Consider the following 24,320-nt stretch of genomic DNA (forward strand, 5'->3'; position numbering starts at 1 on the left):
TTTGATTCCGACCGAATTCGGCGCAACTTGCCCTAGGTAGCCGATTCAACCCTACGCTAACCTTGTTAGAATCACTAAACGCATTGGCACAATTTCCGCTCCGCCTCTGTTCTGCTGGTTCTGACACACTTCAACCTTACCACCCCGCATGATTGCCTACGTCGACGGTAAACTCGCTTATAAAGACCCCACCCAAGCTATTCTGGATGTAAACGGCATCGGCTACGAAATCCGGATTTCCTTGGCTACCTACTCCAAACTGCCCGCCGAGGGGGAGAAGGCTAAGCTCTATACCTACCAGCACATCAAGGAAGACGGGCAGACGCTCTACGGCTTCCTCGACCCCAACGAAAAGGCCCTGTTTATGCAGTTGATTTCGGTGTCGGGCATTGGGCCGGGCACGGGCATCGTGATGGTGTCGTCGATGTCGGTGGGCGAAATCCGTCAGGCCATTGTGAACGAGGACGTGCGCTCCATCCAGAGCATCAAGGGCGTAGGCCCCAAAACCGCCCAGCGCGTGGTGCTGGAGCTGAAGGACAAGCTCCGCAAGGATGAGCTGCTGGCCAAAGCCGGCATTGATACTGTGCCGTTGGCCAAAGCGCACAATACCAACCGCAGCGAAGCGTTAGCAGCCTTGGTAACCCTGGGCTTTGCGCGGGCCGCGGCCGAGAAAACCCTCGACCAGATTCAGCACAAGCACGGCAACGACCTGAGCGTGGAGGAATTGATTAAATTCGCTCTCAAGTCCCACTAGGTCTGCCTGGCTTACGGCTCCGGATTACACCTGGTTAACTGCGGCGGCGGCCCTTGGCAGGCGGCCGCCGCAGGCCCCGGCTGCCGGCGTTTTCCGGTGGGTTACCTGCTCCTATCTCTCCATTCGCCCGACGGATTATTGACGCTTGAATACCAGTAAGAAGTCCCTGGCCGCCTCGGTGGTGGCCGTTGTGTCGTTGGTGGCGTGGTGGTCCCAGGCCCGGCCCTTGGGCGGGTTGGCCGCGCCGTTTGCCATGCGTCAGCTCTGGTCCGATTGGCTGCCCGGCACCGCCCCGAAGCCCCGGTTTTCCCTGGGGTTCTCGCCCGATACGCCCCGCACCGATACCACGCGCTACCGGCCCAGCACCCGGCCCCGCGTAGCCCCCGAAGACCGGGTAGGCACGCCGTTTTCGCCCCAGCGCCGCCGTTCGCCCTTGGTGCTGCCGCTCCCTTCTAACGTGCAACTGGACGTGCAGGCCGACGACAGCCTGCAGAATTTCGACATCCGGGAGCGGGTGGGTTCGGACGTGGACTTCCGGGACCCTAGCCGGATGACGTTTGAGGAGTACTCGCGCTGGCAGCAGCAGCAGGCCGTGCGCAACTACTTCCGCCAGCGCTCCAACGGGGGCGTGGCCGGCGACCAGAACCAGGCCGAAAACCGCCGCCTTATCCCCAAGATTTACCTGGGGCCCATGGCCGACCGGATTTTTGGGGGCAGCTACGTGGACATTCGGCCCCAGGGCGCCGTGACGCTGCGCATGGGCTACCGGGGCAACCGCAACGAAAACCCTACCCTCACCCTGCGTCAGCAGCGCGTGGGCGACTTCCAGTACGACCAGAACCTCAACCTCAACCTTACCGGGCAGATTGGCGAAAAGCTCAAGCTGACCTTTAACTACGATACCCGCGCGGCCTTCGATTTCGAGAACAATATGAAGCTCGATTACACGGGCTACGAAACCGATATTATCCGCAAAGTAGAGTTGGGCAACGTGAGCCTACCCCTGAACAACTCCCTGATTCAGGGCGGGCAAAACCTGTTCGGGGTAAAAACCCAGCTGCAGTTTGGGCGCCTGGGCGTAACGGCCCTAGCCAGCACTCTGCGCGGGCAGGCTGATGAGGTGCGTATCCAGAACGGGGGCCAGAGCCGGCAGTTTGAAATTAAGGCCAGCCAGTACGAGCGGGACCGGCACTTCTTCCTGAACCAGACCTTCCGCGACCGGTACGACGCGGCCCTGCGCAACCTGCCCACTATCCAGAGCGGGGTGGAAATAACCCACCTGGAGGTGTGGGTAACTAATGACAACCGCCAGAGCGACAACCTGCGCAACGTCATCACCCTGATGGACGTGGCCGAGCCCCGCCGCCTCTACCGCCGCCAGTTCCAGAAAACCTTCGGGCCCAACTCCTTGGCTGATAACCCGGCCAACACCCTGCTGAGCACCATTCAGGGCACCCCCGGCTACCGCAACAACCTGGGCGTGGACAACACACTGGCCAGCTTGGGTCTGACCAAAAACGTGGATTTCGAACACGTAAGGGCCCGGAAGCTGGACCCGCGCGAGTACACCTACAATGCGCAACTGGGTTACCTTTCCCTGAACACGCAGCTGCTGCCCGAGCAGGTGCTGGGCGTATCGTACCAGTACATCTACAACGGCAAAACCTACACCGTTGGGGAAATTCAGAACGATTACGCCAACGTGGGGCAGGATCAGGTCATCTTCCTGAAGATGCTGAAGGCTACCAACCCCGGCGTGGGCTTGGCCAACCTTGCCGATCCGACGGTGAACGTGCCCCCTCCCGGCGCCCCCAACAGCGGCAACAGCAACCTGCTCACGCGCAACCTGCCAACCTGGGATTTGATGATGAAAAACATCTATCCCCTGAACGCCAACCAGCTCAACCGGGACAATTTCCAGCTTCAGATCATCTACAAGGATGACGTGACGGGGGTGGATTTGATTTCCTTGAAGGAAGGCCAGCGTATTGCCAACCGCCCGCTGATTGAGGTGCTAAACCTCGACAACGTAAACCCCAACAACGACCGGAACCCCGACGGCAACTTCGACTTTTTCCCGGGCGTGACGGTAGATACGGAGCTGGGCCGCATCATTTTTCCGGAAATTCAGCCCTTCGGCAGCTACCTGGCGGCCCAGTTTGATACCACGGCTTCGGCCCAGGAACGGGAGCTGGCGCGCAAGTACGTGTACCGGGAGCTGTACAACCAGGTGCAGAGCGACGCCCAGCAGCGCCAGGAAAAAGACAAGTTTTTCCTGCGCGGCCGCTACCAGGCTACTTCTACCGACGAAATCAGCCTGCCTGGTATTGGCGTGGCGGAAGGCTCGGTGCGGGTATTTGCCGGCAGCACCCTGCTGCAGGAAGGCACCGACTACCAGGTATTCTACGACCAGGCCAAGGTAAAAATCCTGAACCCGGCCTACCTGAACTCGGCCAATGAGCTGCGGGTGGAATTTGAGAAAAACGCCTTGGTGCAGGTACAGCCCCGCAAGCTGCTGGGTGCCCGTTTCGATTACCGCCTCTCCCCCGACATCAACTTTGGGGCTACGGTACTGCATCTGCGCGAAAACCAGGCCCCCGGCATCAACCGCGTGAACATCGGCGACGAGCCGGGTAACAACACCATTTACGGCTTCGACGTGAACATGCGCCGGGAGTCACGGGCCCTGACCAAGTACCTGGACGCCCTGCCCTTCGTGAGCACCAAGGAAATTTCGACGGTAGCCTTCAGCGGGGAGTTTGCGCAGCTGCTACCCTCCCAGAGCAAGCTGGGCAGCGGCGGCAGTGGGGGCGAGGATGGGGCTTCCTACCTCGACGACTTCGAAAACGCCCGCACGCCTTATTCCTTAGGCGGCATTAACTCGGCTACTACTTGGCGACTGGCGGCCACGCCGGCCCCCCTGGCCGGTACTGCCCAGGGCTTGGCGGCGGCCTACAGCCGCGCCAAAATGGCCTGGTATACCATCGACCAGACTTACTACACCAACGGCCAGAGCCGACCCAATAACATTGGTGTAAATGATCTGAAAAACCACTACGTGCGCGGCATTAAGCGCACGGAGGTATTTCCGAACCGGGACGTGGGCACCACTGGCAACTCGTTTGAGAGCACCCTGGATCTGGCCTACTTCCCGGACCAGCGCGGCCAGTACAACTACACGCCCCAGTTCGACCCCGCCCGGCCTACCTTCTTCGCCACGACCACCCCGGCTGCCAACACGGCCCGCTACGCCGGTATTTCCCGGGAAATCACCTTCGATACGGACTTCGATAACGCCAACGTGGAGTTCTTGGAATTTTGGATGATGGACCCCTTCCTGACCGGCGACAACGGCCGGGTGGTGGACTCCGACGGGCACAACAGCAACAACACCACCGGTGGCGAGGTGTACATCAACCTGGGCTCGGTGTCGGAAGATGCGCTGCAGGATAACAACCAGTACGAGTTTGAGAACGGCCTGCCCGCTGACCCCGCCAACCTAGCCACCGAAACCGTGGCCACCGACTGGGGCCGCGCTTCCCGCCAGCAGTTCCTGACGGATGCCTTTAGTGCCGCTCCCGGTGCCCGGGCCCGCCAGGATGTGGGCCTGGATGGCGTGAACGACGGCGAAGAGCAGCAGCTGCCCACTATCAGCCCCGCTTACCAGACGGTGCCGGACCCCGCCGCCGACAACTTCCGCCACCACCTCGACGCTAGCTACGACCAGCAGGATGCCAAGGTGCTGGCCCGCTACAAGGACTTCAACGGCCTGGAAGGCAACTCGCCCGAGGGCAGCCAGCTCAGCTCCACGGCCTTCCCCGACAAGGAGGACCTGAACCGGGACAACGTACTCAACGACACGGAGCGGTACTACGAGTACCGCCTGCAGCTGCGCCCCGGCCAGCTGGATGTAGGCCAGAACTACATTGTGGACAAGATTACGGTGAACAACACCGACACCAACAACGAGCCGGTTACCTGGTACCAGTTCCGGGTGCCGGTGCGCCAGTACACTGGCATCGTGGGCAACAACAACCAGGAGTTCGGCTTCAAATCCATCCGGTTCCTGCGCATGTACCTCACGCGCTGGCAGCAGCCGGTGGTGCTGCGCATGGTGCAGCCCCAGTTTGTGGCCAACCAGTGGCGGCGCTACCTCAATAAGCTGGCCGAGCCGGGCCAGACGATTGTAAACCCCGATACGGACGCTGATGGCTTCAGCATTTCGACGGTGAGCATTGAGGAAAACGGTATTTCCAACACGGCGGGCAACGACGCAATTCCCTACGTACTGCCGCCCAACATCCGCCGCGACCGGGAGTATGGCTCCAGCACCGTAAACCGCCAGCAGAACGAGCAGAGCCTGCGTCTGGTAGTGGATGGCTTGCGCGACGGGTTTGCCAAGGCAGCCTACAAAAATCTGAACCTGAACATGCTGCGCTACAAGCGGCTGAAGATGTTCCTGCACGCTGAATCGGACGACCGGTCAGTGGACGATAAGGACTTGCGCGGCTTTGTACGCCTCGGCACCGACTACGTCCAGAACTACTACGAGTATAGCAAGCCCCTCATCCTCACTAAGCCCGGTCAGCGCCTGGTAGATGAGGTATGGCCCGTAGAAAACCGCATCGACCTACCTTTCCAGGCCTTTGTTGATGCCAAATCGGCCCGGAACAAGCAGGCCGCGTCCAGCATCGACTACACCCGCCCCTTCGTGGTAACGTTGCCCGACGGCTCGACGATTACCGTAGTGGGCAACCCCGACCTCTCGGCGGTGCAGGGCGCTATGATTGGCGTGCTCAACCCCCGCGACGACGGCGCCAACAAGTCTTTTACCCTCTGGGCTGATGAGCTGCGGGTGCTGGATTTCGAGAATGAGAGTGGCTGGGCCGCCACGGCCCGCTTCAATGCCAAGCTGGCCGATGTGGCCAACATTACGGCCACCGGCAGCTTCATCAGCACGGGCTTCGGGGGACTGCAGGACCGGGCCCAGCAACGCTCCATCGACAACATCACCCGCGGTGACGTGAATGCCACCATTGCGGCCGAGAAGTTTTTCCCCGAGAAACTGGGCTTGCGCGTACCGGTGCTGGTGCAAGCCGGCGTTGAAACCCGCGCCCCCAAGTACGATCCTCTGGACCCCGACACCAAGCTCGATCAGTCGCTGGAGAAGTTTAAGTCCGGCGAAGAAAGGGCCAACTACCGCAAGGAAGTAATCGACCAGACCAGCCAGCGCAGCATTTCCCTGCTGAACGTGCGCAAGGAGCGCACCAACCCCGAGCGGAAAGTGCAGCCCTACGATATCGAAAACTTTGCCGTGAGCTACTCCCTCACTGAGCGCCTGCACACCGATATCCGCACCGACCGGGACTATACGCGCACCTACACCGGGGCCCTGGCCTACGTGTACCAGGCCACGCCCAAAAACTATACGCCCCTGGCCCAGGTGAAAGCCTTCGACTCGCCTTACCTGGCCATGTTCAAGGAAGTCAACTTCACGCCCCTGCCCTCGCGCTTCTCCTTCCGCGCCGACCTGGACCGCCGCTACAACGAGCGGTTTCTGCAGCGTACCCTGGAGCCCGGCCAGGTACCCAGCACGGCCGGCATTCCGGGCGTGTTCCAGAAGTCGTTCTACGTGAACCGCATCTATGACCTACGCTGGGACCTGACCAAGGCCCTGGCCCTGGACTACACGGCCAACAACCGCGCTATTGTGGATGAGGGCCTGGGCCGCAGCATTGGCAGCTCGGATGAGGCCCAGCGCAACCGGGACCAGATCAAGCGCAACCTGCTCCGTAACGGGGGCCGCACCACCAACTTCTACCAGACGGTGGCCCTTACCTACCGCCTGCCCCTGGATAAGTTTCCGCTCACTGACTGGGTTTCCTCCGATATCCGGTACGCGGCCAACTACACCTGGCAGGCGGCCTCCACGGCCCTCACGGCCCCGGTGTATCCCCAATTCCCGGACAGCACGCAGGTGCGGGAGCTGAACCTGGGGAACACCATCCAGAACAACGGGGAGGTAAGCGCCAACGGGAAGATTGACCTGGTGAAGCTCTACAACAAGGTGCGCTTCCTCAACATCATCAACAACGCACCCCCACCCCAGCCCCGGGTTAAGCCGGAGGCCGGACAGAACAACCCGCGCACGGTGCCGGGCCAGGCGGGCAGCCCCGGCCAAACGGCCGCCGCTGACTCCAGCCAGGGCCCGCAGCTTCGGCTGCTGAAGGGCATTCTTCGTTCCCTGATGACGGCCCGCTCCCTGAATTTCACCTACGCCCGCTCCAATGGCACGCTGCTGCCGGGCTATCTGCCCCGCACCCGTTTCTTCGGGCTGGATAGAGGCTTTGATGCGCCGGGCGTACCCTTCCTGCTGGGCCAGCAGCAAGACCTGGATGCCCTGTTCCAGCGGGCCTACCGCAACGGCTGGTATACTGAGGAGAGCCAGTATCTGAACACCCCGCTCAGCTCCCTGCTCACCGAGGCCCTGACGCTACGCACCACCTTGGAGCCCTTCCGCGACTTCATTGTGCAACTAGACGCCCGCCGCAACCTGGTGCGTAACCGGGAAGTGTTCTACCGCAACCCCATAGATACCCTCACGCTGCAAGCCTTGCCCAACGCGGTACCCACGGCCAGCAATTCGTTGGGTTCGGGCACGTTTACTACCTCGTTTATTTCGGTTCAGACGCTGTTTGGTGATTTGAGCCGGGGCGGGGAGGTTTCCCGGGCCTTTGACCGGTTCGTGGAGAACCGGGTGTTTGTGCAGCAGCGCCTCCAGGAAGCGCAGGGCGGCAGCAGTGCCACCGGGCGCTACGGCTACAACTCTCAGGACGTGCTGATTCCGGCCTTCATGGATGCCTACCGAGGTAAGTCATCGAGCGGCTACAAGGCCAAAGGATTCAGCCCCTTCTCCATGCTGCCCGTACCCAACTGGAATATTCAGTACAACGGGCTGGCCGAGTTGCCCTTTATGCAGCAGTATTTCCGCTCGTTTACGCTCAGCCACGTGTATACCTCCCAGTACAACATTGCGGGCTACACCACTTCGGCCAACTACCTCAAGGAGCCGGGCAAGGATGAATTCTCCTCCATCACCAACCAGGCCGGGCAGTACATTCCCTACTTCATTCTGGGGCAGGTGAGCATTGCCGAGCGGCTGGCCCCGCTGGCCGGCGTCAACTTCCAGACCACTGGCAAGCTCTCGGGCGGCCTGGAGTACCGCATCGACCGCACCATTGGCCTGAACACCACCAATGCCCAGGTAACCGAGCTGCGCCGCTCCGATATCGTGATTCGGGTGGGCTTCTCCACCAACCGCCTCAAGCTGCCCTTCCGGGTGGGCGGGGAGCAGCGCATCCTGCGCAACGACCTCACGGCCCGCCTCGACCTGAGCATCAGCGACAATTATGCCGTGCAGCGCACCATTCTGGATGTGGTAGACCCCACCGCCGGCACTACCGGCGACAAGGGCCGCTCCTCCAGCCAGGTAACCAGCGGCACCCGCCAGGTGCAGTTGCGCCCCACCATCGACTACGTGCTGAACCAGCGCTTGAACCTGCAGTTCTTCTTCACCCAGAACATTACCGAGCCCCGGGTGCAGAACGCCTTCCGCAACACCGCTACCGAGGGCGGCATTCAGCTCCGCTATAGCCTTTCGCAGTAAACGGTCCTGTTTAACCTGATTTCAGTAAAAGCCCGTCTTCTATGAAGGCGGGCTTTTGTATGCCCGAGTAAATGGCAGTAACTAGGGGCTGATTTCTACCTTATTCCTCATTCCTCTATGGCTGCCGCCACCTCTACCTCATCCAGTCGCCTGGTAATACTCGGGGCCGTATTGCTGCTACTGGGTATTGTATGGGGCTTTGCGCTGCTGCGCCTAGCCACACGCACGGTGGTTTCAGCGGGTTTGCTCTGGGGCGTAGTGCTGGGCACGGCTGGCGTGGTTACGGGCGGGCTGCTGTGGTTTTTCGCCGGCCAGCGACGCCGTAAACAGGCTCCTGCTCCTACTATCCAGAGTGTGCTGATAACGGCGGTGTTGCTATATCTGTACTCGACTGTGGCATTTGGGATGTTGGCGGCGGTGTTGCTGCTGGCTTCCAACCAGCTGCTGGCCTCGGGGCCTACCCGTCATCTGCTCCTACCTGTGCAAAGCACCTCGGTGCCGGGCGCGGAGGATGCCTACGCGGCAGTTCTCCTGGATGGCTACCCCACGCAGGTTGCCTTACCCGAACAAGCCGGCCGCGCGGTGCTGGCCCGCTACTTGGCTCTGGAGCTGGAGCAGGGTGCCTGGGGCTTTTGGGTAGTGCGCAGCGCGAAGCCGCAAATGCTGGCCCCAAACCCGTAGCAATACCCCAAATCTTCCGGGGGCGCTTCCCTCGGAAACTGCGCGGCAACTCGTACTTTTGAATCCGGAGCCCGTGGCTTCCTCATCCTTACTTACACCCATCAAGTACCGCACCCCATGAATCTGCCCGCCAGCCTGAAGTACACGAAAGAGCACGAATGGATCCGTGTGGAAGGCGACGTTGCCTTCATCGGCATCACCGACCACGCCCAGAAGGAACTCGGCGACATTGTGTATGTGGATATTGACACCCTCGATAAAGACGTGGCTCAAAACGAGGTATTTGGCACCGTGGAAGCCGTAAAAACCGTTTCCGACCTGTACAGCCCCATCACCGGTACCGTTCTGGAAATCAACGACAAGCTCGACGGCAGCCCTGAGCTGGTAAACTCTGACCCCTACGGCGACGGTTGGATGATCAAAATGGCCATCGGCAACCCCGCCGAGCTGGAAGCCTTGCTGTCGGCTGAAACTTACGGTGAGTTGGTAGGCGCTTAGTCCACCGCTTGCTTTCTTCGGCCTTGTCTGCCACTGCGCCGCCCCCGCCCCGCCGCCGAGCCTTCGTGGTTCTGCCGCTGGCGTGGGCGGCGTTTGTATTGGTGAGCACCCTTACGCCGGCCCGGTCCATGCCTAACACACCGCGCTGGGAGCTGCTCTCCTTCGACACGGCCGCCCACGCCTTCGTGTTCTGGGTACTGGCCGTGCTGAGCGTTTTTTCGGCCCGGCGGCAGCGGTGGTTTGCCCGCTTGCGCACCCACGCTTTCGGAGTAGTGTTGCTGGGGGCAGTGGGTCTGGGAGCTTTCATCGAAATCCTGCAGATGCGCATGGACTTGGGCCGCCACGGCGAATGGTCGGATTTGCTGAGTGATGCTTTGGGCGTAGTGCTGGGCGTGCTGCTGATGTGGTTCACTAAACGGAGTTGGCAATGAGGATGCGTCGCCAGGTTTCCGCCGCTTTTACCCGCTACCTGGCAGCGGCCAGTGCTTGCGTAATCCTGGGCCCAGCTTACGGCCAGGACATGCCCCGGGTGCGCCAGACCATTGCCAGCTTGGCTTCCCCTGCTTTTCATGGCCGCGGCTACGTGCGCGGCGGGGACCATAAAGCGGCCCGCTACCTGCAGCAACGGTTTCGGGAGCTGGGGTTGCAGCCTCTGGCCCCCAACTACACCCAACAGTTTCCGCTGGATGTAAACACCTTCCCAGGCAAGCTGAAGTTGGAGCTAAGCCTGGGGATGCTCCGCTTTCCGGGCCTGAGTAGTACGCGCCGCCTGCGTCCCGGCCACGATTTCATTGCGGCTCCGGCTTCGGGCAGCGGTAAAGTGGGCGGTCCGTTTTCAGCGGTACCCCTACTGCGTTTTGATACTCTAGCCTTCACCGATGCCACGGCCCAGCAGCAGTTGCTGCGCCACTCCTGGCACGGGGGCGGCCTGGTGCTCCGGACCGCCGATGAGCGGCGACTCGCCACCCTGCCCCTGCCCCTGCGTCAGCACCTCGATTCAGCCGCATTGCGTCTGACGTTAGTACCCAAGCTCACGGCCTCGCTCGCCTCTGAACAGGCTTCGCAGATGCGGTTGCAGGTGCGGGATTCGGTGTGGAATAGTATCCCTTCGACAGCCAGCGGCCCCACGGTGGCCTTGGTAGCTGCGCGCGTGGAGGCGGTGCTGCAGCGCCAGTACCTAACCCAGAATATCGTGGGCTACCTGCCCGGCCGCGTGCAACCCGATTCCTTTCTGGTGGTAACGGCTCACTATGACCATCTGGGCACCATGGGCAAGCGCACCTATTTCCCCGGGGCCAACGACAACGCCAGCGGCGTGGCAATGCTGCTGGAGTTGGCGGCCCATTACGCCCGCCCCGAAAACCGCCCGGCCTGCTCACTCGTGTTTATAGCCTTTGGCGCGGAAGAGGCGGGCTTGGTTGGCTCCCGTTATTTCACTGAGCACCCCTTGGTACCGCTGCCGCGTATCCGCTTTCTGCTCAACCTTGATTTGTTGGGAACCGGCTCCGAAGGTGCCACCGTAGTGAATGGGCGGGTGTTTGCCCAACCATTTCAGCAACTGCAGCAGCTTAACACCCAGCACCATTACCTTCCCTCCCTGGCAGCCCGGGGCAAAGCCGCCAACTCCGACCATTACTACTTTTCGGAACTTGGCGTACCCGCTTTTTTCCTCTATACCCGCGGGGGCACCACTGCCTACCACGATGTGCAGGACCGCCCGGAAAAGCTGCCTCTGACAGCCTTTCCGCAAGTTTTTCAACTTTTGCGGGATTTTCTAAACCTGCAAGGGGCTACTACTCAGTAGGTGAGTCTTCGTTACTCTTTGTGGGAGGCAATCCTTGGCATGGCCATTCGTGCTGCTGGCGCAAGTACAAGGCAAATAGGAAGGCCGGCTCTCAGATTGAGAGCCGGCCTTCCTTATCAAACTTAGAGAGCCTGTACTAGCTGTTGGCTTTAAATGAGCCCATGATCTGCTTGGCTACATTTTCCCACTCGGGCTTCTGGCGGTCGGCGCAGGTGAAGGTGCACATCAGCAATTTGCCTTCCACGTCGGTGAAGAAAATCAGCTGGTATACTTCGTGGCCCAGTTCAGGCTTCATCAACTCCATATAGCCTACTTTGCGGCCGTTCACGTCTTTCACGCCGTGGTTAAACCACTTCGCTTCCTTGAACTGCTTGGCGTAGATCTTATAGAAGTTGTCCGAGTACATCTCAATCATATCCTGATCGGCTGTATTGTCGGTGTAGGAGAAGGCAATGCTGGCTTCCTTGTTGTTAGTGTAGATAACACTCGGACGGCTTTGGGCTTTAGCGTAGTTAAAGTCCATTTGCTGTTCGCTCATCACCTCAAAGCCTTTGGGGATGAGAATTTCCACACGCTCGCTCAGCACGCGCTTTTTCACCATCTCCACTTCAGCGAAGGGGCGGGCAGCCATCAGCAACAGCATCAGGCAGATGAGAGGGGCAGAGAGTAAGACTTTTTTCATAATCCTAGACTGAAAAAAGATGTGATTCAAAGGCTTGAGTGTATCCAAAGAACGAAAAGTCGCTCTGTTTGGATAACACAATTTACGCACAAAAATGTAAGCTGCAAGTATTTTACAAAAAAATAATTTAGGAACATCTATATAGAACCATAAATTATTTTCATAAAACACTTAAAATCAGTCAAAAACAAAGATTTTCTAAACACCTGATCCTTCTCAATCGAAAAGCGCAACCTTAAAAAATACCAATTTTGTATCAGGAATACCCTATCCCACTTGGTATGCTCAAAGTTCAATTTGGGAAGCGAGTATGCTTCTCCACAGTACTGATTGCACTCACAGAATGTTGTTGATTTGTTCTTTGATTTTCTCGAGTTCCTCCTTCATGCTCACCACCAAATGCTGAATGGTGGAGTCGTTGGCTTTGGACCCGATGGTATTGATTTCCCGACCAATTTCCTGCGAAATAAACGCTAATTTCTTTCCGGTGGGTTCGGGTAAACCAGCCGTTTCGGTGAAGTAGTGCAAATGATTGACCAACCGCACCTTTTCCTCGGCAATATCCAGCTTCTCAATATAGTGCAGCACTTCCTGCTCGAAGCGGATGGGGTTGAAGTTTTCGTTGCCGGAAATATCGGCCAGGTGGCTTTCCAAGCGCAGCCGCACCTGCTCAATACGGGTGGGGTCGTGGCGCTCCACATCGGCCAGCAGAATGCGGATGCGGTCCACGTAGCCCAGGATTTCGGAGGTCAGGGCCTGGCCTTCGTCGCGGCGAAACTGGTTGACGCGGTCTAGGGCCTGCTGCAACAGAGGCAGCAGTTCTTCCCAAGGCGTTTCTTCCTCCTCTTCAGTAGCGGCGGTGGCATCGGTGGGGATGCGCAGGGCGCCGGGCAAGGCGTGGGCCACGGCCGTCACCTGCTCCAGGCTCAGGCCGGTGGCCAGGCTCACCTGCAACAGCTCCTGGCAGGCAATGGTTACGGCGGCCTGGTTGACTACGGAACCCTGTGCGCCCGTAGCGCGCGGGCGCGTGAAGTCCAGGTTCAGGTTCACCTTGCCCCGCTGCAGGCTTTTGGTGACGAGGTTGCGGATTTCCAGCTCCCGGTCCTGCAGGAAGCGGGGCAAGCGCAAACTCAGGTCGAGAGTTTTGGAATTGAGCGACTTAATCTCGACGGTGGCGGCATAGTGGTCGGTTTCGCGGGAGGCGATACCGTAGCCGGTCATGGACTGGAGCATGGGTAGAAATGGGCAAAGTGGGCGCAAAAGTACTGGTTTCCCGCAGACGCTGAAGGGCTTAGCCAGGCGGTAACACAAGCATAACGTGGCCGCAATATTAGCATAACAGGGCCGGTCTAGTTTTGTGAAACCTTTTTACGACCCCCGTATGCGGCGTTCTTTTCTCTTACTGTTTTTCCTGACAATCAGCCATTTAATCTGGGCCCAACAGGGCACTTTGGTTGGAAAAGTAACGGATAAAAAAACTGGCGAAGGCGCCATCGGGGCCACGGTGCTGGTAACCGGCACCACGCAGGCGGCTCCTGTAGAAATAGATGGCAGCTACGCCCTGAAGCTGGCCGCTGGCACCTACAATATCACCATTCAGTCCATCGGGTACAAGCCGCTCACGTTTTCGGGCATTAGTATTCAGGCTGATCAGAAAACGACCCTGAACGGTGCGCTGGAGGAAAATGCTCAGGCCCTGAAGGAAGTGGTGGTAACCGGCCAAAAGCAGACCGGTACGGAGGTAGCCATGATCCAGGATTTAAAGAAGTCGGAGGTAGTGGTGAGCGGCATGAGCAACGACCAGATTGTGAAAACCCTGGACCGGGACGCGGCCGAAGTGGTGAAGCGCATTCCGGGCGTCACCATTCAGAACAACAACTTCATCGTTATTCGGGGCCTGGCTGAGCGCTACAACACCGTAATGCTGAATGGCACGCTCACGCCTTCGGCCGAGGTAGATACCCGCTCGTTCTCGTTTGACATTCTGCCCAGCTCGGTGATTGACCGGGTACTGATTTTCAAATCCGGCTCCCCGGAGCTGCCCGGCGAGTTTGGGGGCGGCGTGGTGCAGGTATATACTAAGAACTCGGTGCTGGATAACTCCGGCTCCTTTACCGCTTCGGGCTGGGCCCGGAGCACTACCACTTTCAAAGGTGGCTACCAGGAAAGCAGCCACAGCAGTACCGACTGGCTGGGCTACGACAGCGGCCAGCGGGAGCTACCGGGCTCGGTACCGGCCTACCAAAACGGGCAGGTGCTCACGGGCGAAGCGCTGAAACCGGCCGGCACGGCTTTGCGCAGCGAGTGGACGCCGACCCTAACCACGGCCCGGCCCGACCTGCGCCTGTCGTTGGGGTTGAACCGGCGCTTTGAAGTGGGCACCACTTATCTGAGCAACGTAACGTCTCTCTCCTACTCCAATACCCGGGAGCAGTACGATGTGGAGCGCAACCGCTACGAGGCCTACGTGCCCGGTACCAACAGCGCCCCCGCCGCTCGCCTCTACAACGACCGTCGGGCCACCACCAGCGCCCGCCTGGGTATCATCCACAACTGGCAGGCCCGCATTAACGACCACAACCGCCTGGAATTCCGCAACTTCCTGAACCAGTACGGCACCGACGAAGTGGTAAACCGCACCGGCATTGACTACAGCCAGGGCGGCCCCGGCGAAGGTATTCTGCGCGACAACGCGGCCCTGCACTATCAGAGCCGGACCATTTACTCGGGGCAGCTGGCCGGCACTCACGACCTGGGCCCGAACCTGGCCTCGACTCTGACCTGGACGGGTGGCTACAACTACGTGTTCCGCGACGAGCCCGACTACCGCCGCTTCCGCACCGAGCAGCCCGAGGATATGTCGCAGCCCCGCCGCCTGGGCATCAGCAACAACCCCAACCAGTACGACGCTTCCCGCTACTACTCCGACCTGAAGGAAAACACCTACACCGGCAACGGGCAGTGGGAGCAGCGCTTCAGCGGCAGGGATACCACCAAGGCCAATCAGTACAAGCTACGGGTAGGTTTCTACGCCGAGCAGAAGCAGCGCGATTACAACAGCCGTTTTTTCAGCTACATCCGCAACACCGAGGGCGGCGTTAACTTTGACCGGAGCATTCAGCTGCTGTCCCCCGACGAGGCTTTTTCGCCGGCTAACCTGCGGCCCGGGGGCCTGAAGCTGGAAGAAGGAACCCAGCCCCAGGACCGCTACACCGGCAAGAACACGCTGCTGGCCGGCTACGTATCGGCCGTGGCACCCATTTCCGACGCCTTCAGCGTGTCGGGCGGGGTACGGGTGGAGTACAACCGCCGCACCCTGATGCCGGGCAATGGCCAGGACTACAAAGAGGTGCGCGTCATTCCGATGCCCTCCTTCAATGCCACCTACAACTTCAACCAGCGCAGCCTGGTGCGCCTGGGCGGAAGCGTGAGTGTGAACCGGCCCGAGTTCCGCGAAATTGCCAACTACACCTACTACGACTTTACCAACGACCTCTACATCCGGGGCAACGACAGCCTGAAAACGGCGACCATCTACAACGGCGACCTGCGCTACGAGTTCTACCCTACCCGCTCGGAAATGCTGTCGGTGGGCGTGTTCTACAAATACTTCCGCGACCCGATTGAGCAAACCACGCAGTCGGTACCCGGCTCCGATTTGTACCTGACCTACCAGAACGCCGAGCAGGCCTACGATGTGGGCGTGGAAGTGGAAGCCCGCAAATCGTTGGTAGGCCTGACGGAGAGCCGGTTTCTGCAGCGCTTCTCCCTTATTTTGAACGCCTCCCTGATCCGGAGCCGGGTGAAGCTGGTAGAAAATCAGTCGAACACCGGATTTGCCCTCTCCGACCGCCCGCTGCAGGGTCAGTCGCCCTACGTAGTGAATACGGGCCTGTTTTACCAGGATGATGAGAACCGCTGGCAGGTATCGGCCCAGTACAACGTTATCGGGCCGCGCATCACCTTCGTGGGCGACCGGAGCCAGAACTACTCGGTATTTGAGCTGCCCCGCCACGTAGTGGACCTGGCCCTGACCAAGGGTTTCGGCAAGCACTTCGACCTGCGCCTGGGCATTCAGGATGTGCTCAACCAGTACGTGCGCCAGTACTACGACTTCAACCGGGACGGCAAGATTAACAGCGGCGAAAATGGCTCATTTGCCCGCTACCGCCGCGGCACCTACTCCACGGCTGGCCTGACCTACAAGTTTTAAGCCTTATCCTATTAGTACTTAAAGCGCGAAAGGCGGGGCTTCGGTCCCGCCTTTTTGCGTGGTGGGCGGGCGCTTATCCGCTCAGAACACTGCCGGGTAATGATATAGTAACGCAGCGGTAACCAATTGACAACCTGTTTCAGCGCCCGATTGGAACCCGGCCGGCTGACCTTTGCACAGGGTTTCCATCCTGTTTGTCCTGTCCGTTCCTCATTTGCCTACCTTATGAAAAAGCTTGTACTCTCTGCTTTCGTAGCCATGGCCGCCGTAGCGGCTGCTACCCCGGCCGCCCTGGCGCAAACGGTATGCCCAGCCGCACCGGCCGCCACGGTCCTCAGCGGAAACCTCAGCACCCAAACCCTGAGCCGCAACACCATTTACCTGTTGCAGGGCTTCGTGTACGTGCCCAGCGGCGTGACGCTGACCATTGAGCCCGGCACCATCATCAAAGGCGACAAGGCCTCGAAGGGCACCCTGATTGTGCAGCGCGGTGGCAAGCTGATTGCCGATGGCACTCCGCAGCAGCCCATCGTATTTACCTCTAATCAGCCGGCCGGCTCCCGGGCCCGGGGCGACTGGGGCGGCATTATCCTGTGCGGCTCGGCTCCCCAGAACCTGCCCGGCGACCCCACTATTGAGGGCGGCCCCGTAGCCAACTTCGGCGGTACCAACGCCACCGATAACTCCGGCATTCTGCGCTACGTGCGCATTGAGTTTCCCGGTATTGAGTTCCAGACCAACAACGAAATCAACGGCCTGACCCTGGGCGGGGTGGGCAACGGCACCACCATCGACTACGTGCAGGTTTCCTATTCCGGCGACGACTCCTTTGAGTGGTTCGGGGGCACGGTGAATGCCAAGCACCTGATTGCCTTCCGCGGCACCGACGACGACTTCGACACCGACAACGGTTACTCGGGCAAGGTACAGTACGGCGTGGCCCTGCGCGACCCACAGGTGGCCGACGTAGCCTCGGGCGGCGCTTCCAACGCCTTCGAGAGTGACAACGACGCCACCGGCACGACCAACTCGCCCCAGACCTCGGCTGTCTTCTCCAACATGAGCGTGTTCCTGCCCAGTCCGCTCACCTCGGCTGACCCCGCGTTCCAGCGTGGCGTGCACATCCGCCGGAACTCGGCCATGAGCCTGTTTAACAGCGTGGTAACCGGTTTCCGCCGGGGCGTGCTCGTGGACGGCGCTACCACGGAAGCCAACCTGACCAGCGGCGCTTCGGTGTTTAAGAACAACGTGTTTGCCGAAATCAACTCGGGCTCTACTACCAACTATTACGCCGTAAATACGGGCAGCACGTTTGATGCTTCGGCCTACTTCAACAACGCTGACCGCGCCAACACCACGTACACGGCCGTAGGTCCGCTGAACTTCAGCGCCACCAACTTTGCCATCAATACCAACGTGGCTCCCGGCTTCGGTCTGCCTACCGCTTCGCCCCTGCTCACCGGCGCGGCCTTCACCGACTCCAAGCTGACGGACGCTTTTTTCGAGAAAACCGGTACGTACCGGGGTGCTTTCGGCGCTACCAACTGGGCCGAGGGCTGGACCAACTTCAACCCCCAGATTACCTGCTACAACCTGCCCGGCCTGACCCTGGCGGCCAAACCAGCTTCTGACCAACTGCAGCAACTGACGGTTTCGCCCAACCCCGCCGCTGGTGAGGCTTCGCTGAATTTTGAGCTGAAGCGTAGCGGTACGGCCTCGGTGCGCGTGCTGGACGTAACCGGCCGCACCGTAGCTACCGTGCTGGCTGATGGTAAACTGGCTGCCGGCACTCAAAAAGTAGCTCTGCCCGCTACGCTGAAAGCCGGCGTATATCTGGCCCAGGTAACCACCAACGAAACCGCTCAATCGGTACGCTTCGTGGTAGCTAAATAAGTAAGCGCGGCGCCTGCCGACCGTAAACGCCGACTACCTTTGGGTGGTCGGCGTTTTTGTTTGGGCTCAACGCGTAGCACGCCGAGCCAGCCAGAGTTGCAGCGCCAGCCACAGGCCAACCACACCCGCGCCGGCCCACAGTACGCCTGTTTCAGAAAGTTTCCGGACCAGTACCTCGTGTAGCAGCAGTAAGCCAAGGCCGGCACCCACTACCTGCATTGCCCAGGAGCGGAGCGGCAGCAGCGCGTACCACGGCCGTCCCAACAGCCGCGCCGTGTGCCAGAGGTAGTAGCCCGCCTGCAGCCAGGTACTGATAACGAAAGCCAGTGCCACGCCGGCCAGCCCCAGGCCCACCACTTGGTAAAGCACGTACATCAGCACCAGCGCCACCAGCAAATCCAGCACGGCCCCGGTGGTAATAATACGCCCCTGTCCCTTGTGCTGCAGCAGGGCCGTAAAATTGTAGGCCCGGAGTGGAATGACGAGGGAGGACAGCAGGAACAATGGCACGGCGGCATCGTAGCGGTGGGCAAATACTACCCCGAACAACTCCCGCCGAAACAGCACCAACAGGAAAAACAGCGGAAACACCAGCCGCCCCAGCAACGTGGCCGTAGCGCGCAGCAGCTGAACCCGCTCCGCGTCCGATACTTCCGGCTCGTGGAAGTGCAACAGCAAGGCACTGCCCGCCGCCCCCAGCAACACCGGCAGGAAGGGCACATCAATGGTACCGTTGAAGTACAGGGCAAACAGCGCGGCCGGCAGCAGCAGGCCCACCGCCAGCTTATCTACCCACCGGAACAGAATCTGCACCACCTCATTCAGGGCTGTATGCGCCCACAGGCTCCGTAAACCATTTGGAAACTCGGCCAACACTTGGTGGTTCTGGGCCTGCAGCCGTTGCGCCAGCCGGGCCAGTACCAGCAGCCGCAGCCCGTTGCCTACCAACAGCAGGTTCATAAGCTGAGCGCTGCTGAGCACACCAGCCACCAGCAGCACATGGCTCAGTGCAAACAGGCCAGCGTATATAATGCTGACCAGCGCAGCCGGCCGAAACTGCCGGCCCAGCAGGGCATAGGCTTCCAGCACTGCCACGGGCACATTCAGCAGCAAAAATGCCCCTGCTTGCCACTTTCCAAACACGGAGCCGGTATAGTGCTGGGCCAGCACCAGCGCCCCGGCGCCCCCACTCACCCAGGTGGCCAGCACCGCCAGCCGCCGGGCAGTCAGCCGCTGCGCTAGGGCATTCACGGTAGCCAGCGGATACGTAAGCACCAGCGTGGGCAGCCCCAGGCAGGCCACCACGTGCAACACCTGCCACTGCACCCAAAAACTCTGGTAGCGCCCGTAATAATCGGCCGAAGTATGGCGGGCCAGCCACACCAGCGCCCCCACACTGGCCAGCGTAGGGAAAAACCGGATCAGGAACAGGTAGGCGCTAGTGCCCAGCAGCGTGCTGCGCGTAGGTGCTCCGGGCTTGGGCATCACAGGCGGCGGGGTCAAGGTGACGGATGAGGCGGGCGGGGTTGCCGGCCACTACGCAGTAGCCCGCCGGAAAACTGCGCGTTACCACAGCCCCGGCTCCTACCACGGTAAAGTCGCCCAGCTCTACGCCGGGCAGTACTACGGCCCCCATTCCCAACCAGCAGAACCGACCGATGCGCAGCGGAGCCGCCGCCACCCGCTCCGTGTTGGCTACGGCATCATGGTTGGCGGAAATCAAGCCGACTTGCGGGCCCAGATTAGTAAAGTCGCCCACGTACACCCCGTTATCGGCATTGATGTACACCCCGGGTGAGTCGCCGGGAAACGTGCCGGAGCCCACACGCAGCCGCTGCGGACTGCGGACGGTGCTGGTATGATGCACGGCCCACTGCACGCCCGCGTTCTGGCGCAGCAGCCCACGAAACAGCACATCCAGCACGTAGAAGCTCAACGGCATTTCGGGCCGCAGATGCAGCCCCTGGTACAGCCACTTTTTCAGCCCTTGCCGCATGCTTCAGCTGATTGGCACTTTGCGCAGGATGGCCTCAATCATGTCCTGGGTGCGGATGCCGTCGGCTTCGGCTTCGTAGTTGAGCAGAATGCGGTGGTTAAGCACGTCAGTGGCCACCTCCTTGATATCCTCGGGCAGCACATAATCCCGCTCGTCTAGGTAGGCCACGGCTTTGGCGGCCCGGTGCAGGGCAATGCTGGCGCGCGGGCTCACGCCAAACTGCACGTACTGCTGAAAATCGGCCAAGTCGTAATCGGCCGGACGACGGGTGGCAAACACCAGCTCAATAATGTACTTCTCCAGCGTCTCCGAAATCTGTACCTGGTTGATCTGCTGCCGAATACCGAAAATATCTTCCTTGGTCAGTACCGGGTTTACCTCGCCCACGTAGCTCATGTTAGCCATGCGGCGCATCACCTCCAGCTCATCGGCTTTCTTAAGATAGTCCACATACACCTTCATCATGAAACGGTCTACCTGCGCCTCAGGTAGCGGGTAGGTACCCTCCTGCTCCACGGGGTTTTGGGTAGCCAGCACCAGAAAGGGCAAATCGAGCGGGTAGGTGGTTTCTCCAATAGTTACCTGCTTTTCCTGCATGGCTTCCAGTAGGGCGCTCTGCACCTTGGCCGGGGAGCGGTTGATTTCGTCGGCCAGCACTAGGTTAGAGAAAATAGGCCCCTTCTTGACCTCGAATACCGACTGGCCCTGGTTGTAAATCATCGTCCCCACCAAATCGGACGGCAACAAATCGGGGGTGAACTGTACCCGCTGAAAATGCAGGTGCAACACCCTGGACAGCGTACTGATGGTAAGCGTTTTGGCCAGACCAGGTACCCCTTCCAGCAGAATGTGTCCACCGGTAAAGAGGCCAATCAGTAATCGGTTCAGCATGTAGTGCTGACCGACTACCACCTTGCCTACTTCGGCAAACACCTGCTTTATTTTCTGCGGATAATCGGGAGCCAAACCAGACTGAGGAGGCAGCATACAACAGCGAAACAGGTAGAACGAGCTTAAAGGTAGAAAAATGGGGCTATTACCCGTCCCGCTCTCCGGAAGCAGCCTGCCTCCACACTTCCACACGCGTCCGATTAGTCTCAATCGTTTTATGGGTATGGTAAAAATTATATATAATCTATAACTATAGTTATCCAAAATATCTATCTTCAGATACCTGAGTTGTTGATGTTGTGTGTTACCGCCCCTGCCGCCGGCCCCTGCGGGCTCCTGATGTGCTGCCTGCTCTAATGCCCTTTCTTCCCCGCCGCTTTGCGCGGGTTGGATGCTCTTTTGCTTCTTCCACCCTGTTTTTTCCTTCTGCACTATGAAAACAATCTACCTTCTTCTGGGGCTGGTCCTGAGCAGCTTCTTGGCTTCGGCCCAGGTTTCCTGGCAATCTGTTACCCAGTTACAGAGCTCTTCAGGAGAGGTTTCGGCCCGGAGCGTAGCAACGGATGGCTACGGCAGCGTGGTTACCGGCTCATTTACGGGCACCATCCGGTTTGGTGCCTTCACGCTCGTTAGCCGGGGCACCTCCGATTTGTTTGTGGTACGCTATGACCCCAGCGGCCGTGCGTTGTGGGCGGTGCAGTTCGGCCAGAGTCCTAACAACGTGCCGGGCTACTCCCAGGCTAGTGCCAGTGGCAACGATATAGCCCTGGATGCGGCCGGTAACGCATATTTGGTAGGCAGTTTTACCGGCAGCATTACCTATCCTGGCGGGGCGCTGCAAAGTTATGCCAGTGGCTTCCAGGCCGGGTTGGTTGTTAAGCTAAATGGCCGGGGCCAGGTGCAATGGGCTCAGCGCTTTGGCATTCAGCAGTTTGGCTGCTACGGCTACGCCATTGCCACCGATGCCACTGGTACCAGCTACATCACCGGCCAATCAGATTACGGCAACATTGAATTTGGCAATAAGGTGTACGGCCCCAACAGCCGCCGGGTGCTGTACGTGGCCGCTTACCGCACCGGCGGAGAGGTAGCCTGGGCTACGGTATCCGGAAACTTCTCCTCCTACGGCGCCAGTGGCAGTGATGTAGCCCTGGATGGACGAGGTAACTGCTACGTGGGCGGGTTTTTCAACAACGATATGACGCTTGCTGGCGCTGCCCTAACTACCGTTGGTGCCGACTCCTACCTGGCTCGGTTTGCAGCAGCTTCCGGTGCGCTACAGTGGCTAAAACAAGGTGGTGGTACTGGCTCGCCAGCGGCCAATAACAACGTGCGCATTGCCTCGCTAAGCACCGACCGCCAAGGCAATGTGTACGTAGCCGGCGAGTTTTCCGGGGTTACTTCTCTGGGAGGTCAGCCTTTGCTAGGCAACGATGCTTGGCAGCCCGATATTTTCGTGGCCCGCTACGCCTCAACAGGCGCAGTGCAATGGGCCAAAAGCACAGGTACTACCGCCGCCGAGTACAGCACACAACTCACCACCAACGCCGATGGCTTCAGCACCTTGGTTGGCCGGCGCCTGAATGCCAGCTTCGAGTCCAAGCTGCTGCTACACAGCTTTCAACCCACCGGCAGCTTGCACTACTCCGATGTTATTGGCACCAGTGGTAGCTGCAGGAGCTACGGCATTACGCAAGATGCTAACGGGCTGCTATATATAACAGGTACGCTGGGCGGCACAGCCACCTTCGGAGCCACCACCCTGCAAACCGGCACCCGCACCGATGGGTTTGTAGCCCGCTTTAATCTCCGGCAGCCTACCATCAGCACAAATCCTACCTTCGAGGTATTTCCAAATCCGGCGCGAGGCCGCATAATAGCCCGTCTCACCTGGGGCGAGGCCAACATGCGCCTGGCCGGGCGGGCAACGCTCACCAATGCCCTAGGCCGCCAGGTGTCCACTCAAGCAGTACCGGCTAGCCCCGCTGCCCATGCCCAAGCCATTTTCGACTGCTCCAGCCTACCCCTCGGGCTGTACATTTTGCAATTCACCACATCCGATGGTGCTTCCTACAGTCAGAGTGTGGAGGTACAGTAGATAACCACTTTGCTTCACAAGCAATTGCACCTGATTACGCGGGGTATTTAAACAAAGAAAGCCACGCGGTCTGCGTGGCTTTCTTTGTTTAAATACTTGTACCAGAGACGGTGACAGAACCTTACAACCGAAAGACTAGGTAACTAATTACTCATCAGTCGCTTGCGTAATTCGCAGCGACTGTTCGTTTTCAACGGGGGGCGTCAGAGGGGGCGTCTTCTCGCTCTTATCGTGCCCCAGCAGCTCGATTACTTCCCACAACCGTTCCGTCGTTACGTCGGGGGCGCTGGGGATAAAGCTGGACACGCAGCCCCGCACCCGCCACAGCTGCTGGATGTCGCGGGCCTCCAGTGGATAGGGCTTGCGGTGCGGGTTATCGGAATACAGCAGCACCTCCATATCGGGCGAGGTAATCTGCTGGCGGATGCGCTTGAGCATGACACTCTCACTGGTTACCACCACGTACACCTCCCCCGGCTCCAGCAGCCGCCGGTCATCCACGAGGGACGTTACCACCACGTCATGGTGATTGAAGATAGGAATCATGCTGTCCCCCGCCACCTCGAAGGCACGGTACGACCCGTGTTCAAAGCCCGGTATCTTATAGTGGCGCAGGTCGCGCAGATACACCGCCTCATTGTGCTGCAAGGAGTAGCCGGCCTGGGCGTGCACGGGCACCAGCACCGTGGTTTCTTCTCCGTCCTTGTCTACGGTTACCGTCAGTACCTGCAGGCTGCTGCTCTGATGCGGCGCCGTAGTTTTCACGACAGAGGCTTTACCGCCTACTTCCATTGGTCCCCGACCCAGCATCAGCCAATCCGCTGAAACGTTCGGAAAGCAGGTGAAGATGTCAAACAGCGTTTCGAAAGAAGGCTTCACTTCACCGCTGAGCGTTTTGTAGAGCTTGCTTGACTTCCCGTAGCCCAGCTTCACGCTGGCCTCATACGTGGTCAGGTTGTGCTGCTTGAACAGCTCTTTAATACGACTACCTACCTCAGCATCCAGGGTGTTGGGCAGAGAATTATTGCCCTGTGGTTCAACTTGTTGCATTATTAGGCGTGTTTTAGTTTTCTTTTATGCGAAAAGCATAGTAATATGTGTGCCGTTTTGTAGCAGGTACAAAACAAATATACATCCTTTTCGC

15 protein-coding genes are annotated in these 24,320 nt (G+C 59.5%); 9 read left to right on the forward strand and 6 right to left on the reverse strand.

Features of this window, described 5'->3' with window-relative positions; all coding sequences use genetic code 11:
- Positions 1-148: 148 nt before the first annotated feature.
- The 6 genes from ruvA (at position 149) to ROI90_RS03925 (ending at position 11,403) form a co-directional block, all read left to right on the forward strand.
- A complete protein-coding gene (ruvA, locus tag ROI90_RS03900) occupies positions 149-754 on the forward strand; it encodes a Holliday junction branch migration protein RuvA (RefSeq protein WP_315997019.1) in 606 nt (201 codons plus the stop codon).
- A gap of 145 nt (positions 755-899) precedes the next feature.
- The gene (gene sov, locus ROI90_RS03905) at positions 900-8,420 is read left to right on the forward strand and encodes a T9SS outer membrane translocon Sov/SprA (RefSeq protein WP_315997020.1); all 7,521 of its coding nucleotides are present in this window, start codon (positions 900-902) and stop codon (positions 8,418-8,420) included.
- Positions 8,421-8,537: 117 nt separating this feature from the next.
- Positions 8,538-9,101, forward strand: coding sequence for a hypothetical protein (locus tag ROI90_RS03910; RefSeq protein WP_315997021.1), 564 nt, complete (start codon positions 8,538-8,540; stop codon positions 9,099-9,101).
- A gap of 117 nt (positions 9,102-9,218) precedes the next feature.
- Positions 9,219-9,599, forward strand: coding sequence for a glycine cleavage system protein GcvH (gcvH, locus tag ROI90_RS03915; RefSeq protein ID WP_315997022.1), 381 nt, complete (start codon positions 9,219-9,221; stop codon positions 9,597-9,599).
- Between the two features lie 23 nt (positions 9,600-9,622).
- Positions 9,623-10,030, forward strand: coding sequence for a VanZ family protein (locus ROI90_RS03920; RefSeq protein WP_315997023.1), 408 nt, complete (start codon positions 9,623-9,625; stop codon positions 10,028-10,030).
- Between the two features lie 2 nt (positions 10,031-10,032).
- The gene (locus ROI90_RS03925) at positions 10,033-11,403 is read left to right on the forward strand and encodes a M28 family metallopeptidase (protein ID WP_315997024.1); all 1,371 of its coding nucleotides are present in this window, start codon (positions 10,033-10,035) and stop codon (positions 11,401-11,403) included.
- 136 nt (positions 11,404-11,539) lie between these two features.
- On the opposite strand, the gene ROI90_RS03930 is transcribed toward ROI90_RS03925, so the two are convergent.
- Together ROI90_RS03930 and ROI90_RS03935 are read right to left on the reverse strand one after the other, a co-directional pair.
- Positions 11,540-12,085 (reverse strand): hypothetical protein, encoded by a 546-nt coding sequence (locus tag ROI90_RS03930; RefSeq protein ID WP_315997025.1) that lies wholly within the window; start codon positions 12,083-12,085, stop codon positions 11,540-11,542.
- 336 nt (positions 12,086-12,421) lie between these two features.
- Positions 12,422-13,318: a YicC/YloC family endoribonuclease gene (locus ROI90_RS03935; protein ID WP_315997026.1), complete on the reverse strand. Its 897-nt coding sequence runs from the start codon at positions 13,316-13,318 to the stop codon at positions 12,422-12,424.
- A 148-nt stretch (positions 13,319-13,466) separates the two neighbouring features.
- On the opposite strand from ROI90_RS03935, the gene ROI90_RS03940 reads away from it, so the two are divergent.
- Together ROI90_RS03940 and ROI90_RS03945 are read left to right on the forward strand one after the other, a co-directional pair.
- Positions 13,467-16,298 carry a TonB-dependent receptor gene (locus tag ROI90_RS03940; RefSeq protein WP_315997027.1) on the forward strand — a complete coding sequence of 944 codons (2,832 nt, stop codon included), beginning with the start codon at positions 13,467-13,469 and terminating at the stop codon, positions 16,296-16,298.
- A 225-nt stretch (positions 16,299-16,523) separates the two neighbouring features.
- Positions 16,524-18,191, forward strand: coding sequence for a T9SS type A sorting domain-containing protein (locus tag ROI90_RS03945; protein WP_315997028.1), 1,668 nt, complete (start codon positions 16,524-16,526; stop codon positions 18,189-18,191).
- 66 nt (positions 18,192-18,257) lie between these two features.
- Here ROI90_RS03945 and ROI90_RS03950 read toward each other — a convergent pair whose 3' ends face one another.
- From ROI90_RS03950 to ROI90_RS03960, 3 genes are read right to left on the reverse strand one after another with little or no spacing between them, the layout of a single operon-like run.
- The gene (locus ROI90_RS03950) at positions 18,258-19,679 is read right to left on the reverse strand and encodes a polysaccharide biosynthesis protein (RefSeq protein WP_315997029.1); all 1,422 of its coding nucleotides are present in this window, start codon (positions 19,677-19,679) and stop codon (positions 18,258-18,260) included.
- Positions 19,630-20,187: an acyltransferase gene (locus ROI90_RS03955; RefSeq protein ID WP_315997030.1), complete on the reverse strand. Its 558-nt coding sequence runs from the start codon at positions 20,185-20,187 to the stop codon at positions 19,630-19,632. The genes ROI90_RS03950 and ROI90_RS03955 overlap by 50 nt, the downstream gene beginning before the upstream one ends.
- 3 nt (positions 20,188-20,190) lie before the next feature.
- The gene (locus tag ROI90_RS03960; RefSeq protein WP_315997031.1) at positions 20,191-21,174 is read right to left on the reverse strand and encodes an AAA family ATPase; all 984 of its coding nucleotides are present in this window, start codon (positions 21,172-21,174) and stop codon (positions 20,191-20,193) included.
- A 337-nt stretch (positions 21,175-21,511) separates the two neighbouring features.
- Here ROI90_RS03960 and ROI90_RS03965 point away from each other — a divergent pair, with 337 nt between their 5' ends.
- Positions 21,512-23,176: a T9SS type A sorting domain-containing protein gene (locus tag ROI90_RS03965; RefSeq protein ID WP_315997032.1), complete on the forward strand. Its 1,665-nt coding sequence runs from the start codon at positions 21,512-21,514 to the stop codon at positions 23,174-23,176.
- Between the two features lie 147 nt (positions 23,177-23,323).
- On the opposite strand, the gene ROI90_RS03970 is transcribed toward ROI90_RS03965, so the two are convergent.
- Positions 23,324-24,226 (reverse strand): LexA family transcriptional regulator, encoded by a 903-nt coding sequence (locus ROI90_RS03970; protein ID WP_315997033.1) that lies wholly within the window; start codon positions 24,224-24,226, stop codon positions 23,324-23,326.
- Between the last annotated feature and the right edge of the window lie 94 nt (positions 24,227-24,320).

Source organism: Hymenobacter endophyticus, from assembly GCF_032464715.1.
GTDB classification, from domain to species: Bacteria; Bacteroidota; Bacteroidia; order Cytophagales; family Hymenobacteraceae; genus Hymenobacter; species Hymenobacter endophyticus.